This window comes from Legionella pneumophila subsp. fraseri, from assembly GCF_000586315.1.
Lineage (GTDB): Bacteria > Pseudomonadota > Gammaproteobacteria > Legionellales > Legionellaceae > Legionella > Legionella pneumophila_B.
In genome coordinates this window covers 488,261-503,498 of sequence record NZ_JFIM01000001.1, presented here as the reverse complement: position 1 = coordinate 503,498, position 15,238 = coordinate 488,261, and the positions used below count along the sequence as shown (strand labels likewise).

The window sequence follows — 15,238 nt, the reverse complement described above, 5'->3', positions numbered from 1 at the left end:
TACTTGCTGACTGGTGATAATATCGACTTTTTGTAGTTTACATCAAGAGGGTGAGTATGAATAAGTACTTAGTGATAATATTAATAACTTTGGGATTGGTTTCATGTCAGTTTAAAAAAGATGAATCCTATTATCGTTCCCACCCTTCTGAACTGCAAAATGCTTTAAAATTGTGCCCTAATACAAAACCCGATGGATTAAGCTGTCAGCAACTTGAGGTAATTGGCAGGAGGATGAATAGCCTTGCTTATCAACTACAATACAATCCACAAGAGTTTGGTAACAAAATTTTGGCTTTGCAGCAGGTTATTGCCAATCAACAAAGGGAAATGCAGAGTAAAAAGGATAACGCTGAATTACAAGATTCATTGAAAAGAAATCAAGATGATCTTGCTTACTATTTAGCAGTCGTAAAATGGTTAGAATCCCCTGAGAGTTAAATATGAAAATATTAGTAAGCAATGATGACGGAGTTTTGGCGCCCGGGATCAAAATTTTAGCTAATGAGCTGGCGACTTTAGGAGAAGTTAAAGTGGTTGCGCCTGATAGAAATAGAAGTGGCGCCAGTAATTCTTTGACTTTAACACAACCTTTAAGAGTTAAACAATTGGACAATGGTTATTATAGTGTGGATGGAACACCCACTGACTGCGTCCATCTGGCGTTAACTGGATTTTTAGAGCCTATAGCAGACATAGTCGTATCAGGGATTAATGAGGGGGCTAATTTAGGGGACGATGTACTTTACTCGGGTACGGTGGCAGCAGCTATGGAAGGTCGTTACTTGGGGTTGCCTGCTATTGCAGTCTCAATGGTAGGAGATAACATACAACATTATGAAACAGCCGCAATTATCGCCAAAGAATTGGTTATGAAATTAAGTGTTAACAAATTACCTTCTCAAACCATATTAAATGTAAATGTCCCTGATTTACCTTTGAATCAAATAAAGGGATTGCAGGTCACCCGATTAGGAACTCGCCATAGTGCTGAGCCTATTATTAAAGAATATGATCCCAGAGGAAGGCCAATTTATTGGGTTGGGCCACCGGGCATAGAAGCAGATGCTGGAGCTGGCACGGATTTCTTTGCAATTAAAACAGGCCATGTTTCCATAACACCGCTTCATTTAGACATGACTCATTATAAACTATTTGATCATTTATCTAACTTGCTTAACGAAATTTGCATGGAAAATTAATAAATTATAAATGAGATAATAATGCGCCTATTTCGCAAACAATTAATTTGTATTTTTTTTATCTTAAGTGTTGCTGGTTGTGGGACAAGAAGTGATTTGGCTCCTGTGACTGAGTTAAAGTGGCAGCCTTATTCGAAATATCAGAAATTCCATATGGTGCGATCAGGTGAGACTCTTTATGCTATAGCATTTCGCTATGATACTGATTATAGAAGGCTTGCGACTATCAATCATTTAAGACCACCTTATTCCTTGCGAGTAGGGCAAGTTTTAAGTTTAAAAGGCATTGCGCCAAAATCAAATCACTTTAATTCAGTCCCTAGGGCTAATTTTCATATTCCTCATAAGCCAAAACAAAAAATTATTTATTCTCCTGCTTATAATGTACGCTCTTCCTCTGGTTGGTTGTGGCCAGTTACTGGTCGAGTCGTTACAACATTTATACCTTCTCAGGGGAAAAAAGGCATAAACATTGCATGTAATAGAGGAGATAAAGTAAGAGCTTCAGCGAGTGGAGTTGTAGCTTATGCTGGCAGCGGTTTGGCTGGGTATGGTAATTTAATTATCATTAAACACAGTAATGAATATTTAACTGCATACGGTAACAATGCCAGAAATCTTGTAACAGAAGGACAGCGCGTTAATGCAGGACAGGTAATAGCAGAAGCTGGTTTAATAGATAGATCATATTGGGGCGTACATTTTGAAATTAGAAGGGCAGGAGTGCCAGTTAATCCATTGAATTATCTACAAAAAGGTTGACATATAACTTATAGTTATAGCAACAATAAGCTTGTTAAGAAGTAAAAAACTATTTCAAGGCATCGCTAAACATATAGGTGATACAATGCAAGATGAAGAAGAGCCAATTAAGGACAAAGAATTTAAAGAAGAGGAATGGTCTGAGCCAGATGATGATTCTTTGCTGTCAGAAGAAGATGTTGAACCAGATATCGAAAAAATGGAAGAAGAGCTTGATGAGTTTCCAGAGTTTATTGATGAGGAAGCTTTTCCTTCATTCCAACGCGGGAAAAATATTGCCAAGGCTTTAGATGCGACTCAACTTTACCTGGGTGAAATTGGTTTTTCTCCTTTGCTAACAGCTGAAGAAGAAATCCATTATGCGACTCTTGCTTTGAAAGGTGATATGGAAGCACGCAAGAAAATGATTGAGTCGAACTTGCGCCTGGTGGTTAAAATAGCCAGACGTTATCTTAATAGAGGATTACCTCTTCTTGATCTAATCGAAGAGGGAAATCTGGGTTTAATGAAATCTGTTGAGAAATTTGATCCCAAGCGAGGGTTCCGTTTTTCAACTTATGCGACCTGGTGGATTAGGCAAACCATAGAACGTGCCATTATGAATCAAACGAGAACTATCCGCTTGCCTATTCATGTGGTGAAAGAACTCAATGTTTATCTTAGAGCAGCAAGACAATTAACGCAAAAACTGGATCATGAACCATCTCCTGAAGAAATAGCAGAAATGGTTGATAAGCCTTTGGAGGATGTTCAAAAACTATTGGGCTTGAATGATAAAGTCGCTTCAGTTGATACCCCAATTGGATTTGATGAAACCAAATCTTTATTGGATACGATTGCTGATGAAAACAGTTTAAATCCTGCAGAACTATTAACCAATGAGAATTTAAGGCAACATATAGAATCTCTTTTGGATAAATTAACTGAGAATCAACAACAGGTTATCGCAAGACGCTTTGGGTTAAGAGGTTTTGAAAAAGCAACACTTGAGGATGTTGGTAAGGAAATTGATTTGACTCGTGAACGCGTTCGCCAGATTCAGGTTGAAGCTTTGAAGACGCTAAGAACCTTGTTGGAGCGGGTTGGATTAACGCAAGAGGATTTGTTTTAATTTATTATCAGGTCAAGTGTAGGTGAGCGACCAGGATTGTTTGCTTTACCAGGTTAATTAATCCTATGTAAGTTGGGTCAAAATTGACCCAACAAAAAATAAATTAATCATCGTCAATTTTACATCTTAAAAAGCAGTCAATTTATTGACTAAACTCTATTTTAAAGCCTTGCCAACAATTAAGATAATCCATTTGCCTACTGGGATGCCGATAGGCTTGCTCAGTTACTTGCCAGTAGTCTTTGGTTTCAAACATAAAGGCCAGAGAGTTGATGTAATTTGGTTTTAACTCCTGCGATGCAGCAATTTCGTAAGATTCATAATCAGGGCCGTGTGGAGTCATGCAGTTATGGATGCTGATACCACCCGGTGTGAATCCTTCCTTTTTGGCGTCATATTCACCGTAGACAAGCCCCATCAGTTCGTTCATGTAATTTCTGTGAAAATAAGGTGGCCTAAAAGTATGTTCGGCAACCATCCAGCGAGGCGGGAAAATGACAAAGTCCAGGTTAGATACTCCGGGTATTTCGCTTTCTGAAGTTAATACAGTGAATATGGAAGGATCGGGGTGATCAAAACTTACCGTGTTAATTGTATTGAACAAACCAAGATCATAACAATAAGGTGCATAATTGCCATGCCAAGCCACGACATTTAAAGGAGAGTGATTGCAAACTGCAAACCATAATTTTTTCTGGTTTTTACAAATTATCGTATGCTCGCCTTTTGATTCTTCAAATGCGGCCACTGGGTATTGAAAATGTCGGGGGTTTGCCAAACCATTGGCTCCAATGGGGCCTAATTGTGGTAAGGTTAGGGGATTTCCACTATTTTCACAAAGATAACCTTTTGCTTCCTTACTGATCACTTCCACTTTAAATTTAACGCCGCGCGGTATCACTGCAATTGAGCCGGAAGAGAGCATTAATTTGCCAAATTCAGTATGCAACTGGATCTCACCTGCATAGGGAACAAATAACAACTCGCCATCATTATCGGCAAAATATTTATCGCTCATGGAATGGTTGCAATAATAAGTATAGGCATTAACTAACGGGCTACCGGCAATATGAAACAGGCCTTCAACAAAATCACATTTGATTTGAGAACTATTATAAAGAGGTGACCAACGCATGGCATTGGGTGACAACTCATCAACAAAAGGTTGCGTTATATTAATCTCATAAGGGTAATAGGTTCCCTGAGTAACAGTAGGAAGTATTCTATATAGCCAGCTTCGAAGATTATTATGTCGGGGACGGGTGAATGAGGTTCCACTTAATTGTTCTGCGTAAAGTCCCAAGTTGCAGCGTTGGGGGGAATTTTGATTTGGAGGTAATGCTCCTTTAACAGCTTCGCTGTGGTGATAGTTACCAAATCCTTGCAAATACACTGTTCAATCTCCTTCAAGATTTTTTGATGGTGCTAGGATAGTCCAAAAAAGTTCAGATTGTCGAGAGCATCGATTACTTTAGTCATTCTTTTTGGTGATAGAGCGTTGTATAATCTCCAAATAAAATTCATTTAGAGGTGATGTAATGGCTGGTCATAGTAAATGGGCTAATATCAAGTTCCGTAAAGGTGTTCAGGATGCCAAAAGAGGAAAAATATTTACTAAGTTAATTCGTGAAATTACTGTAGCTGCGCGTATGGGTGGGGGAGACGAGTCAAGTAATCCACGCTTGAGAGATGCTGTTAAAAAAGCTCTGAACGCCAACATGAAGCGTGATACCATCGATAATGCTGTGAAGCGAGGGGTGGGAGGAGTTGATGGTGATGCTATGATCGCCATGCGTTATGAGGGTTACGGACCAGGAGGTGTTGCTATACTGGTAGATTGTTTGTCTGACAATAAAAATCGAACAGTTTCGGAGGTTCGACATGCTTTTTCAAAACATGGAGGTAATTTAGGTACCGATGGTTCAGTATCCTACCTTTTCACTAACCAAGGTGAAATTCTGATGGCTTCTAATCAGCCGGAAGATAAGGTGATGGAGATTGCAATTGATGCTGGTGCTTCTGATGTTGCTGCAGAGGATGGTCAGATAGAGATCATCACCCCAGTGGAAGCTTACCATGCTGTCTTAAATGCTTTGCAAGATGCTGGTTTAGAGGTTGAGCAGTCTCATTTAACTATGCGCGCACAAACTTTGGTCCCAATCAGTGATGAAACGGCTGAAAGTTTAATTAAACTGATTGATATGCTTGAAGACCTGGATGACGTGCAAGAAATTTACAGCAACGCTGAATTCTCTGAAAAAATAATAGAATCAATGAATTAATGACGATTATATTAGGGATAGATCCAGGCTCACGAGTTACAGGATATGGGTTAATTAAAGAATCTGGCCGTAAAATCGAGTACATCGATAGTGGCTGTATTCGCACATCAAATGATGCGGAATTAAGTCATAAATTATTGCAAATATATGATGGAATATGCGAGCTAATGGATCACTATTTGCCAACTGAGGTTGCTATTGAGCAGATATTTATGCATAACAACCCTAATTCAGCTTTGAAATTGGGGCATGCGCGTGGTGTTGCCATGGTAGCAGCGGCTTCACACCGTGTGAAAATCTGTGAGTATTCAGCGAGAGAAATAAAGCAAAGTGTGGTTGGTTATGGGGCAGCTGAAAAAGATCAGGTGAGTCATATGGTTGTAGAGCTTCTTCAGCTCAATCGAGCCCCTCAAAAAGACGCCGCCGATGCTTTGGCAATAGCAATATGTCATAGCCATATGAGAAATGGCTTGTCAAAATTAATCGGCTCAAGAGGAATGAAACGCAGGAGAATGAGACTATGATAGGTTGGCTCCATGGTCAAATTGTAGATAGGCATCAGCCAGGAAAATTGGTTCTTGATGTCAATGGAGTGGGGTATGATGTAGAAACCTCTTTGAATACTTTTTTTCAGATAGAAAATGATAATCAATCGGTTGGATTACATATTCACACGATAGTTCGAGAAGATGCCTTGTTATTGTATGGCTTCCTGGATAAAGAGGAGCGTTCTTTATTCAGAGCATTAATTAAAGTGAATGGGGTAGGCCCCAAACTGGCTATGGCTATTTTATCCAGTATTTCTCCTAAGGAATTTATTCAGTGCATTCACCAGGAAAACGCTGCTTTGTTAACCAAGCTACCTGGTATAGGTAAGAAAACTGCAGAACGATTAGTAATCGAGATGAGAGACAGTATAAAGCAATTTGATGGTTCGGTTTCTGATACTCTCCAAAAACAGGCAGGTAGTGCTCATAGTCAAGAAGAAGCGATTAGCGCGTTGGAAGCATTAGGTTATAAGCCACAAGAGGCTTGGAAAGTTGTGAATAAAATTGATAATGGTAATAAGAGTTGTGAGCAGTTGATTCGTGAGGCTTTGCAAATTCTTTCTTCGCGATGATATTGTAACTGCGAGCGATAAAAAGATATCAAATTCTCGATAATCAACAGGAGCATTTATGAAAAAAATGATCGGTTTTGTGGTAAGTGCTATACTAAGCTTTGTTGTCAATGCTGCTGATTCTCAAGTCAATACTCATAAATATCAAACGGATAAAGGTAAAGTGACTCCCGGTATGTCAATTCAGAGAAATGCAGAACAGTCTAAGGCTATTACAGCTGATACAGCCTCTTCAAATACCACACAAAAGGTTACTTCTCAACAGATGAAAGAGAATAAAAACAGTGTAAAGGAAGCGAAATATCATGCTCAAAAGAAGGAAGAAGAAGCAAAGACCTCTACCGACACCCAGAAGCATGAAGCAGACTCTCCAAGCTAAAGGCGGTATTAATTGAATTAGTTGAATTAGTCAGATTAAGTTGAAACTAATTCAGATGAACACTCTATAAGTGTTTTTTAAATAGGAAATCTTCTGCCATCTTTGCTTTGCTCTTCCTCAATTTTCTCATTTTTTTCAGTTTTCTCGCTAATTTGTGTCTTTATTTGAGGAGGATTTTTTTCTATTTCTGATGACAAACTTTGTGCTCTTTGTCTCTGAGGAGTAGGTTGTGGTGCTTTTTCACAGAGTTCATCCAAGATATGGGTGTAGGAACATGGATAACACTTGGTTTCATAAGCAATGCTCTTAAGTTTCTCTTTTACATGTCTATCATTTAAGTAATAGGTTAAAAACTCTTTAAAACTCTTATCGTCTTTAAACTGCATCCAACCTGCATTAGCATCAAAATAGTCGATGAGGAAACCCTGAGGTGTCGGTTTAGTTCGTTTGTGGATAGCAACAACATGTCCGGAATTACTATTAGTATAACTAACAAAGGTAACAGATTTACCATACTTGTTTAATTCAGACATTATTCGATCTGTGAATTTTTCAAACTGTTTTTCTGGTTCAGACTCCACTGTATCCTCATAATTCAGAGAGATATGTTCTTTTTGAGACTGTTGAGTTTCATAGATTTTAGGATTAAGACGGACAAAATCATTAAAACTTGGTATTGCCTGTAGTATTTTATCCGTTGCTTTGGTTGGCTGAATAGATACCTCTTGATTACCTCGAAAGCCCATAAATCTGTCTTTCTTTATCACGTCTTTTGCCCAATGCCTGGATAAGCCGTAACACATCCCACTTTTTAAACCCATGCCTGGAAGCATTGCCTGACTACAATGGAGAACAATCCGACCACCTAGTTCACGACATTTATCTTGATGCCGATAGGCCTGCAAATTTGTACCATGCTGAACTATGATTTTCTGTAACTCCTTCGTTTTCGCAGCCGTTGTAGTGCATCCAATCGATAAATATTTTAACGCGTGAGCTAAGGGCTCCTGTCCATCAATAATGGCTATCATTCGTTGCTTTTCAATTTCTCCTTCCAATTGAAGCAAGGATACGTCTTGTGACAAGTTTGGAGTAACCACTGGATTTGAAATATGTTCGACTTTTAATTTCATCAACAAAATCAATTGACTAAGTTTTTGATAATATTTATCTTTACAATACGAGTATTCCAATTCATATTCAATTAGATACAGGATTGATGGATTATCTTGTTCTAAAAGACTGCGAATTTTTTTAAGAAAGGAGTCTTCGCTACTAGCCTCGTCTAAAAATTGTAAAAAACCCTTCTTTAGATTTTGATAATTCTTTTCAAAATCCCCGTTTATACAACTCTCTATGAGTTTTAAATCACTCTCAATTTTTTGAATCATTTCATGCCGACGTTTATCTTTGTCTGGTGCCATCTCTAAATTTATTTTTTTCAATGAAGCAGATAATTGTTCGAGTTGCTCTTTCATGGTTTTTACCGCTAACTCAAATGTGCGTGGTTGATGAGCTTTATATTGAACATTTAAGAGTTTTTCAGAGTATTTATCAATAATCTTTTTCTGCTCTGGATTTAGCTTTACCAAGTCAGCTTCAATGACAGCCGCTATTGCATTTGGGATTTGAGGCATTTTGATTAAAAATTAGACTACATATTTATATTATGGACTATATGTATTAATTTGTATAGATAAAGGCTTACAGCAAGTTACCTCAAAAGAAATATTACCAAAAATAGGAAATTTTAGATTCATTGCCTCATAATTAGTATTACCGAAAAAGAAAAATAAGAAGGGACAATTTTTATGGGGAAGTTATCAATCTGAGTTATAGTAAAAATTGTGTATGTTATTAATTGAAAAAAAGAAAGGACGGTGTAGTTATTATTAACTGATGAGGGTTATGTTTGGTTATTGAGTTTATTTTGGTTTTGTTTTGATGGGCAAGTAAACTCTTACAATCAGGCCTGTGCCAATTTTAGGTGAATCAAGCACGACTCTTCCGCCGTGAAGTTCGCAAATTTGCTGTACGATAGCCAAACCCAGACCACTGCCCGGGCTTTTGTTTCCTAATACCCTAAAGAATCTTTCAAAAACTCGTTTTTGTAATTCAGGCGGGATCCCGGGGCCATTGTCACATACTTCGAGTATGATTTCGTTATTATGTTTTAATAATCGAACAATGACTCTTCCGTTTTCCATCGAATATCGAATGGAATTATCAACCAGATTGCGTATTAATATTCCTAAGGCGGTTGGATTTCCATAAATTTTAGGCATTTTCTCATCGGTTTCAAATTCCAGTTCAATTTGTTTTTCAACTGCAGACGGAGCTAACATGGCTAATATTTCACGAGTTAATTTACTTAGATTGACTTCATCTTGCTCATGTAGTTCTGTAGCCTCTGGTACAAGTTTACTCATGGTTAGTAACTGCTGCACTATATGTGTGCTTCGATTAACGCTGGCAATTAATTTTTGTAAAGCCTGATTTTTCTCTTCTATATCATTGGAGTTCAAAGCCACTTGAGCTTGGGCTTTAAGTGCTGCAAGGGGTGTCCTCAACTCATGCGCCGCATCGGCAGCAAATCGTTTTTCACGCTCAAAACCTTCCTTGAGCCGAAAAAATAATTTATTCAACTCATCAATTACAGGTTTAATTTCCTCAGGAACTTCTTGTAAATCAACGGGTTCCAGGTGACTGGGGGCACGGTTAGCAACCTCTTCTGCTACCCTGTCCAGGCTGTCCAATCCTCTTCCAATAATGATCCATATCAACAGTCCTGATAATGGAAAAGTGAGCAACATAATATAGAGATCATCTTGGGCAATTCTGTGCCCCAGTTCATTTCTGGTATCATAACGTTCAGCCAGTACAGTACGAATTCCTGCTTTGTCATTATAAGTTGTGAATACCCTCCAATCCTGGTGAGCGATTCTTTTATCGCTGAAGCCATCTGTCTCTGCTGTTAATGGTATTTTAGGAGCAGTAGGTGAATGTAATAGCAATTTGCCTCCATTCGTCCATACTTGAAAATTAAATTTATCCAAATAATTCTCTTGAGGCTCATCATTTAAATATCTTTTTTGGTAATAAGTATTAATTTTTTGGGGAATAGATTCCAGGGCGTTTTGAATTTTTGCAAGTGGTCTTTGATGAAGATCATCTCCTAATAAGGCTTGATAAGACAGTGCAGAAATAGCCATCAATGTATCAAGGTGGTCTTGAATATCTTTTTGGTCAAGATAATAGTTACCAATAGCAGTCAATGTTGTCGTAATAGTAATTGCAAGAAGCAGATTAATTAATAAAAATTTTCGAATAGACGATTTCACGATAGAAGTACACTGTCATTTTTTTCAGCCATATATCCTACACCACGAATAGTGCGGATAAAGTTTGCATTAAGTTTTTTACGTAAATTATGGATATGAACCTCAAGAGCATTGCTGTCCACGTCTTCTTCCCAACCATAAATACTCTGCATTAATTGTTCTCGAGATAAGACTTGACCACTGTTTTCAAGTAATTTCTGCAATAGAGCGAATTCTCTTCTTGGAACATTGACGAGAACATCATCCACGAATACAGAATGAGCGGCTGGATCAAGGGTAATATTTTTATATTGCAACACTGAATCAGCTCTACCCTGAGAGCGCCTTACCAAGGCTCTAATCCTTGCACTTAATTCGTTTAAATCAAAAGGTTTAATAAGATAATCGTCAGCGCCACTATCTAAACCTTTTACTCGATCTTCTATTGATTCTCGAGCTGTAAGAATAATGACAGGTGTGGAATTTCCATCATGTCTGATGTTTTGTAATAATGATAAACCGGATAATTTAGGTAATCCCAAGTCAAGAATAATTAATTCAAAAGACTCTGATTTGAGAGCTGCTCGCGCAGCTTCGCCATCTTTTAGCCAGTCAACAACATACCCAAATTGTGTCAATCCGGCTTTTACTGCATCACCAAGCAGTTCATCGTCTTCAACAAGTAATAATCTCATCGGTGCTCCTACTTTTTCTCTTACTACAGTTTATATTTTTCTGCAGATAAAAAGATATTACTATTGTTTTTCAAAGCCTTTTTCATCGGTGTGTTTTGTTAAATAAAAAGCTTGAATCAAAACAAAAAGTAAAGTAAACCCAACACCACCAAATAATTTAAAATTAACCCATACATCGGTATCATAATGATAGGCGACATATAGATTTAATGCTCCCATCACTATAAAAAATAATGTCCAAGCCAAATTAAGTCGATACCAGATTTTTGTTGTTAAATTGATGTTTGTTTCCATCATTTTTTGGATTAGTGGCTTAGATCCTATATAACTGGAACTAAAAAAGACAAGTGCGGATAACCAGTAGATACCTGTAGGCTTCCATTTGATAAACCAAGGGTTTTGAAAGAATAGCGTTGCTCCTCCCAAGATCATAATGATAGCCAGACTAAACAAATGCATTTTTTCATAATGCTGAAATTTTAACCTATAGAGCGCAACTTGACTTAATGAGGCTATCATAGCAACAGCAGTAGCTGTATAAATGCCAAAAAATTTATAGACTATAAAAAATAAAACGATAGGAAAAAAATCAAATAGTAATTTCATATATTGTTTAATTTATCAATTAATTATTTTCATTATAACACAAGTTTTTTAACTCACCTGCAAGCTTCATACCGTATTAACAAAATAATTTGCACAATTTACATACTTATCACAGATTTCTTATTAAATAATCTTTAAGCGTTTAGTGACATACCGGTAGCTCGGACATTTCCTCAAAAACACGTTTCTGTTTTAAACAGATACATTAGTATATGCAGTTTATATTATGATAATGCACAGAATCTAGCCAATTAATATCTTTTGTCCCAAGCGAAGGAACGTTGATTTTTTAAGCCGTGGATTTAAGCTGATAATAGTATTAACTTTTGTTTGGTGTTTTTTGGCAATAACGCTCAAGCTATCTCCTGATTTTACTGTATATTCAATAGGTTGTTTGACTCTTTTCCATATTACCAACCTCTGGCCTTTACGTAATGGCGCATTGATTGCCAATTTATTCCAGTTTTGTATATCTTTAGCTGCAACCCCATAAGTTTTTTGAATTTTCTGATAGCTATCATTATTTTGTACGATGTGAATAATACGGATATTTTTCATTGGTACTGGTTGTTTGACAGCAGGTTTTTTTTCTTGTGGGGGTATTTTAGCTACGGCCTGGGAATTTTTGCTGCTAGGAATAAGTAAAGATTGATTAGGTTTCACTTTATTGCTTGTTAGTTGATTGAGTTGTTTTATCAGGTTGGCTGTTGTGTGATATCTCTTAGCAATAGCATCCAAACTATCACCTCTTTTTACTTGATGTTTAGTCCAGTTTACGCGCTTATCTTCGGGTATATTCGATAGATTCAAGTTAAATCTTTCGACTTTTTCAGCAGGTATTAGTAATTTGAATGGCTTGTAAGGTGCAGTTGTCCATCGATTATAACCGGGATTTAGTTTAATCAATTCCTTATAACTGATGCCAGCAAGTTTAGCGGCATGATTTAAGTCAATTTGACTGCCAATATTAACTTCTTCGAAATAGGGAAGATAGGGAATATTTGGAAGTGTTATTTTATACCGTTTTGGATTGTTGATAATTTCTGCCAAGGCTAATAAACGCGGTACATAGACTTTGGTTTCTCTGGGAACCGGCAGATTCCAGAATTGAACATAACGCCCGTTACGTGCAGTTGATTTGATCGCTCGTGAAATTGTTCCTTCCCCTGAGTCATAAGCAGCGATGGCTAAAATCCAGTTACCGCTAAAATATTTATTTAGATAGATGAGGTAATTCAAAGCCGCATCGGTTGAAGGGCCAATGCTACGTCTTCCGTCAAACCACCAGTCTTGCTTTAATCCCAGATCGCTTCCGGTACGAGGCATGAGTTGCCATATACCAGCAGCTCCTGCTCCTGAATAGGCGAAGGGATCGTACGCGCTTTCTATCATGGGGAGTAGTGCCAACTCTCCAGGTAGTTTTCTTTTCTTTATTTCACCTAACACGTGGTAAATGTAAGGTTCGGATTGGCTACTTACTTTGTTAATATAGCTGGGGTGAGAAATTAGCCATCTGATTTGCTCTTGTACCTCTGGGCGGGTTACTTCATGGCTTAAGGTAAATTCACTACGTAATACATCCCATACATCTGGGGTTGTGCCAGAAATTGCACTGCTGGAAATACCAATAAAAATAAGGATGCAGAATAAAAATTTCTTTATAATCAATAAATTACAATTCAATGGTCTTACCTGTTATTATAATTGGCTAATCAGTTTACTAAAAATTAAAGAAGGATTAAACCCTTTTTGACTCAATTTAATACATATGGTAATTAATTTAATCTTTTTGTTTGTTATTTAAATAGATTTTTTTGATTTCTCAGTACCTTAAAAACATCCAGAGAGTCTGAAGAACGCGCACCATGTGAGAGGGCATATTGTTTCACTTGCTCTTCATCAGTGCGTAAAAAAGGATTGATTGATAATTCCAAATCTATAGTAGACGGGAGGGTACAAGGCGATGATTGTTTCATAATTTGTTGCATGTAATCGATGACTGATGAATTGCATGGTTCAACAGTATGAGCAAATCTTAAATTTTGTAAGGTGTATTCGTGCGCACAAAAAACTTTAGTATCTCGCGGGAGTTTTTTAAATAGGAGCAGGGATTCATGCAATTCCTCTATGGTTCCATCAAACACTCTACCACAACCAGCAGAAAATAAAGTATCTCCACAAAATAACCATCCTTGCTCTGGTTCATAATAGCTTATATGGGTAGAAGTATGTCCCGGATTAAATAAAACATGAAAGTTAAGACATCCTATTTGAACGGATTGACCTTGTTTAACCGGCTTGGTTATATGATTAATACGTTCATCCATGGGGCCATAGACTTTGCAAGATGGCCATTGTTTAACTAGCGAATCAACGCCGCCTGTATGATCATAGTGGTGGTGAGTTAATAATATCGTTCGTAGAGTCAGTTGGTTGGATTGGGCAAAACGTATTATTTGTGCCGCTTCTCCTGGATCGACACAATCGAATGCACCAGCTATTTTATCAATAAAGACCCAAATATAATTGTCTGAAAAAGCTGAAATTGGCAAGACTGTCATGATTTATAACTCGTGGCATAGTTTTGAACCTGATTCAATGATATAGGAAGATGAGCCAGGGTTAAAATAGGTTTTTAAAGTCTCTAAAACGGCTTTGATTTCTGACGGGAAAGTATAGGGAGGATTAATTATCCAAAGACCACAACCAGTCATCCCTTCCTTTATGAGTGGATTTAAGTGAAACTCAATCCTTACTGAATTAGTGCTAATCTCTTTCATTTTTCTTAGGAATTGTTCAGTCCATGTTGTTTTTACAACGGGATACCAAACGCAATATACACCGGTAGAAAATTTTGAGTAAGCGTTTTTTATAGCAGTTGGAATTTCTTTGTATTCTTCTTTTCTTTCATACGAGGGATCAACAAAAATTACCCCGCGCTTTTCTGGCGGCGGTAAAAGGGCTTTCAACATTGAAACGCCATCTGTGTGGCTAACATGAGCTTTCTTATTAAGATGAGGGAGCTTTAATAAGGCGTTATGTTCTGTTGGGTGTAATTCACATAAATATAATCGGTCTTGGGAGCGCAATTGACTGATTGCGAAATAGGGCGAACCCGGATAATAGCGCAATGTCGCACTAAGATTTATTTGCTTGATTACACTAATATATTCGAGAAATAGGGAGGGTAGATTCTCTCTATTGAGCCACACTGGATTAATTCCTTCCTTGTATTCCTCTGTTTTTAAAGACTGTTTGTCTTTTAAATCATATATCCCTCGTCCAGAGTGGGTTTCAAGATAGAATAAGGGCTTATCCTTGTGAGTCAGATAAACCAAAAGTCGAGTCAGGGTAATGTGCTTGATTACATCAGCAAAATTTCCGGCATGATAACCATGTTGATAACTAAGCATGAAATAAGGCTTCGAAAGGTATTTTCCAAATTATATCAAAATAATGGTTTATACAAGAGGTCTATTTTGCCTTTAGTTACTTTATTCCTTAATTTATGCACTATACTTTTTTTGAGGGGAGTAAATTGGGAGACTGAGATGGGTTTACATGAAGAATTTGAGGATCAATCATTTTCAGATTATAACTATGACGAGGAAATTGATGATCATATTGATGATTTAAATCAAAAAAAGAAAATCAGGCGTATGCTTGAAGATAGACTTGAACGCAAGCGTCTAAAAGAGGAATTTAAAGACGACTTTGATGAACTAAGTGGTGAATTTGACTGGGACGAACTGGATAAATAAC

Annotated in this window: 17 protein-coding genes; 9 read left to right on the top strand and 8 right to left on the bottom strand. The window is 37.4% G+C overall.

Going from position 1 to position 15,238, the window contains the following annotated elements; translation table 11 throughout:
• Positions 1–56 precede the first annotated feature (56 nt).
• The 4 genes from CC34_RS0102240 to rpoS all read left to right on the top strand — a co-directional run bounded on the left by CC34_RS0102240 (position 57) and on the right by rpoS (position 3,074).
• Positions 57–440, top strand: coding sequence for a hypothetical protein (locus CC34_RS0102240; RefSeq protein WP_027226808.1), 384 nt, complete (start codon positions 57–59; stop codon positions 438–440).
• Between the two features lie 2 nt (positions 441–442).
• Positions 443–1,201 carry a 5'/3'-nucleotidase SurE gene (gene surE / locus CC34_RS0102235; RefSeq protein ID WP_027226809.1) on the top strand — a complete coding sequence of 253 codons (759 nt, stop codon included), beginning with the start codon at positions 443–445 and terminating at the stop codon, positions 1,199–1,201.
• Between the two features lie 21 nt (positions 1,202–1,222).
• Complete coding sequence (locus CC34_RS0102230) at positions 1,223–1,963, top strand: peptidoglycan DD-metalloendopeptidase family protein (protein ID WP_032830130.1); 741 nt, start codon at positions 1,223–1,225, stop codon at positions 1,961–1,963.
• 85 nt (positions 1,964–2,048) lie between these two features.
• Positions 2,049–3,074, top strand: a complete 1,026-nt coding sequence (gene rpoS / locus CC34_RS0102225; RefSeq protein ID WP_027226811.1) for an RNA polymerase sigma factor RpoS — start codon at positions 2,049–2,051, stop codon at positions 3,072–3,074.
• Between the two features lie 142 nt (positions 3,075–3,216).
• On the opposite strand, the gene hmgA is transcribed toward rpoS, so the two are convergent.
• Positions 3,217–4,467: a homogentisate 1,2-dioxygenase gene (hmgA, locus tag CC34_RS0102220; protein WP_027226812.1), complete on the bottom strand. Its 1,251-nt coding sequence runs from the start codon at positions 4,465–4,467 to the stop codon at positions 3,217–3,219.
• A 145-nt stretch (positions 4,468–4,612) separates the two neighbouring features.
• Here hmgA and CC34_RS0102215 point away from each other — a divergent pair, with 145 nt between their 5' ends.
• From CC34_RS0102215 to CC34_RS0102200, 4 genes are read left to right on the top strand one after another with little or no spacing between them, the layout of a single operon-like run.
• Complete coding sequence (locus CC34_RS0102215; RefSeq protein WP_028379081.1) at positions 4,613–5,356, top strand: YebC/PmpR family DNA-binding transcriptional regulator; 744 nt, start codon at positions 4,613–4,615, stop codon at positions 5,354–5,356.
• Positions 5,356–5,880, top strand: coding sequence for a crossover junction endodeoxyribonuclease RuvC (gene ruvC, locus CC34_RS0102210; RefSeq protein WP_027226814.1), 525 nt, complete (start codon positions 5,356–5,358; stop codon positions 5,878–5,880). Before CC34_RS0102215 ends, ruvC begins: the two co-directional genes overlap by 1 nt.
• Positions 5,877–6,476: a Holliday junction branch migration protein RuvA gene (gene ruvA, locus CC34_RS0102205; RefSeq protein WP_027226815.1), complete on the top strand. Its 600-nt coding sequence runs from the start codon at positions 5,877–5,879 to the stop codon at positions 6,474–6,476. Before ruvC ends, ruvA begins: the two co-directional genes overlap by 4 nt.
• Before the next feature lie 58 nt (positions 6,477–6,534).
• Complete coding sequence (locus tag CC34_RS0102200) at positions 6,535–6,855, top strand: hypothetical protein (protein WP_027226816.1); 321 nt, start codon at positions 6,535–6,537, stop codon at positions 6,853–6,855.
• 77 nt (positions 6,856–6,932) lie between these two features.
• Here CC34_RS0102200 and lem8 read toward each other — a convergent pair whose 3' ends face one another.
• From lem8 to CC34_RS0102165, 7 genes are all read right to left on the bottom strand, one after another.
• Positions 6,933–8,492 carry a Dot/Icm T4SS effector Lem8 gene (gene lem8, locus CC34_RS0102195; RefSeq protein ID WP_027226817.1) on the bottom strand — a complete coding sequence of 520 codons (1,560 nt, stop codon included), beginning with the start codon at positions 8,490–8,492 and terminating at the stop codon, positions 6,933–6,935.
• Positions 8,493–8,780: 288 nt separating this feature from the next.
• A complete protein-coding gene (locus CC34_RS0102190) occupies positions 8,781–10,196 on the bottom strand; it encodes an ATP-binding protein (protein ID WP_027226818.1) in 1,416 nt (471 codons plus the stop codon).
• Positions 10,193–10,870 carry a response regulator gene (locus tag CC34_RS0102185; RefSeq protein WP_011213604.1) on the bottom strand — a complete coding sequence of 226 codons (678 nt, stop codon included), beginning with the start codon at positions 10,868–10,870 and terminating at the stop codon, positions 10,193–10,195. Before CC34_RS0102185 ends, CC34_RS0102190 begins: the two co-directional genes overlap by 4 nt.
• Before the next feature lie 60 nt (positions 10,871–10,930).
• Entirely contained in the window at positions 10,931–11,476 is a 546-nt protein-coding gene (locus CC34_RS0102180) for a septation protein A (RefSeq protein ID WP_027221489.1), read from the bottom strand.
• Positions 11,477–11,719: 243 nt separating this feature from the next.
• Positions 11,720–13,159: a lytic transglycosylase gene (locus tag CC34_RS0102175; protein WP_027226819.1), complete on the bottom strand. Its 1,440-nt coding sequence runs from the start codon at positions 13,157–13,159 to the stop codon at positions 11,720–11,722.
• Positions 13,160–13,272: 113 nt separating this feature from the next.
• A complete protein-coding gene (gene gloB / locus CC34_RS0102170; RefSeq protein WP_027226820.1) occupies positions 13,273–14,037 on the bottom strand; it encodes a hydroxyacylglutathione hydrolase in 765 nt (254 codons plus the stop codon).
• 3 nt (positions 14,038–14,040) lie between these two features.
• Positions 14,041–14,889, bottom strand: a complete 849-nt coding sequence (locus CC34_RS0102165) for a 23S rRNA (adenine(2030)-N(6))-methyltransferase RlmJ (RefSeq protein ID WP_027226821.1) — start codon at positions 14,887–14,889, stop codon at positions 14,041–14,043.
• Positions 14,890–15,027: 138 nt separating this feature from the next.
• On the opposite strand from CC34_RS0102165, the gene CC34_RS0102160 reads away from it, so the two are divergent.
• Positions 15,028–15,237, top strand: coding sequence for a hypothetical protein (locus tag CC34_RS0102160; protein WP_011213609.1), 210 nt, complete (start codon positions 15,028–15,030; stop codon positions 15,235–15,237).
• Position 15,238 lies beyond the last annotated feature (1 nt).

Bases quoted from the DNA above. Each gene is read 5' to 3' on its own strand.
- lem8 (WP_027226817.1), bottom strand. From the start codon at position 8,492: ATGCCTCAAATCCCAAATGCAATAGCGGCTGTCATTGAAGCTGACTTG.
- CC34_RS0102200 (WP_027226816.1), top strand. From the start codon at position 6,535: ATGAAAAAAATGATCGGTTTTGTGGTAAGTGCTATACTAAGCTTTGTT.
- gloB (WP_027226820.1), bottom strand. From the start codon at position 14,037: ATGACAGTCTTGCCAATTTCAGCTTTTTCAGACAATTATATTTGGGTC.
- CC34_RS0102185 (WP_011213604.1), bottom strand. From the start codon at position 10,870: ATGAGATTATTACTTGTTGAAGACGATGAACTGCTTGGTGATGCAGTA.
- CC34_RS0102240 (WP_027226808.1), top strand. From the start codon at position 57: ATGAATAAGTACTTAGTGATAATATTAATAACTTTGGGATTGGTTTCA.
- CC34_RS0102160 (WP_011213609.1), top strand. From the start codon at position 15,028: ATGGGTTTACATGAAGAATTTGAGGATCAATCATTTTCAGATTATAAC.
- surE (WP_027226809.1), top strand. From the start codon at position 443: ATGAAAATATTAGTAAGCAATGATGACGGAGTTTTGGCGCCCGGGATC.
- CC34_RS0102180 (WP_027221489.1), bottom strand. From the start codon at position 11,476: ATGAAATTACTATTTGATTTTTTTCCTATCGTTTTATTTTTTATAGTC.
- rpoS (WP_027226811.1), top strand. From the start codon at position 2,049: ATGCAAGATGAAGAAGAGCCAATTAAGGACAAAGAATTTAAAGAAGAG.
- ruvC (WP_027226814.1), top strand. From the start codon at position 5,356: ATGACGATTATATTAGGGATAGATCCAGGCTCACGAGTTACAGGATAT.
- ruvA (WP_027226815.1), top strand. From the start codon at position 5,877: ATGATAGGTTGGCTCCATGGTCAAATTGTAGATAGGCATCAGCCAGGA.
- CC34_RS0102230 (WP_032830130.1), top strand. From the start codon at position 1,223: ATGCGCCTATTTCGCAAACAATTAATTTGTATTTTTTTTATCTTAAGT.
- CC34_RS0102215 (WP_028379081.1), top strand. From the start codon at position 4,613: ATGGCTGGTCATAGTAAATGGGCTAATATCAAGTTCCGTAAAGGTGTT.
- CC34_RS0102165 (WP_027226821.1), bottom strand. From the start codon at position 14,889: ATGCTTAGTTATCAACATGGTTATCATGCCGGAAATTTTGCTGATGTA.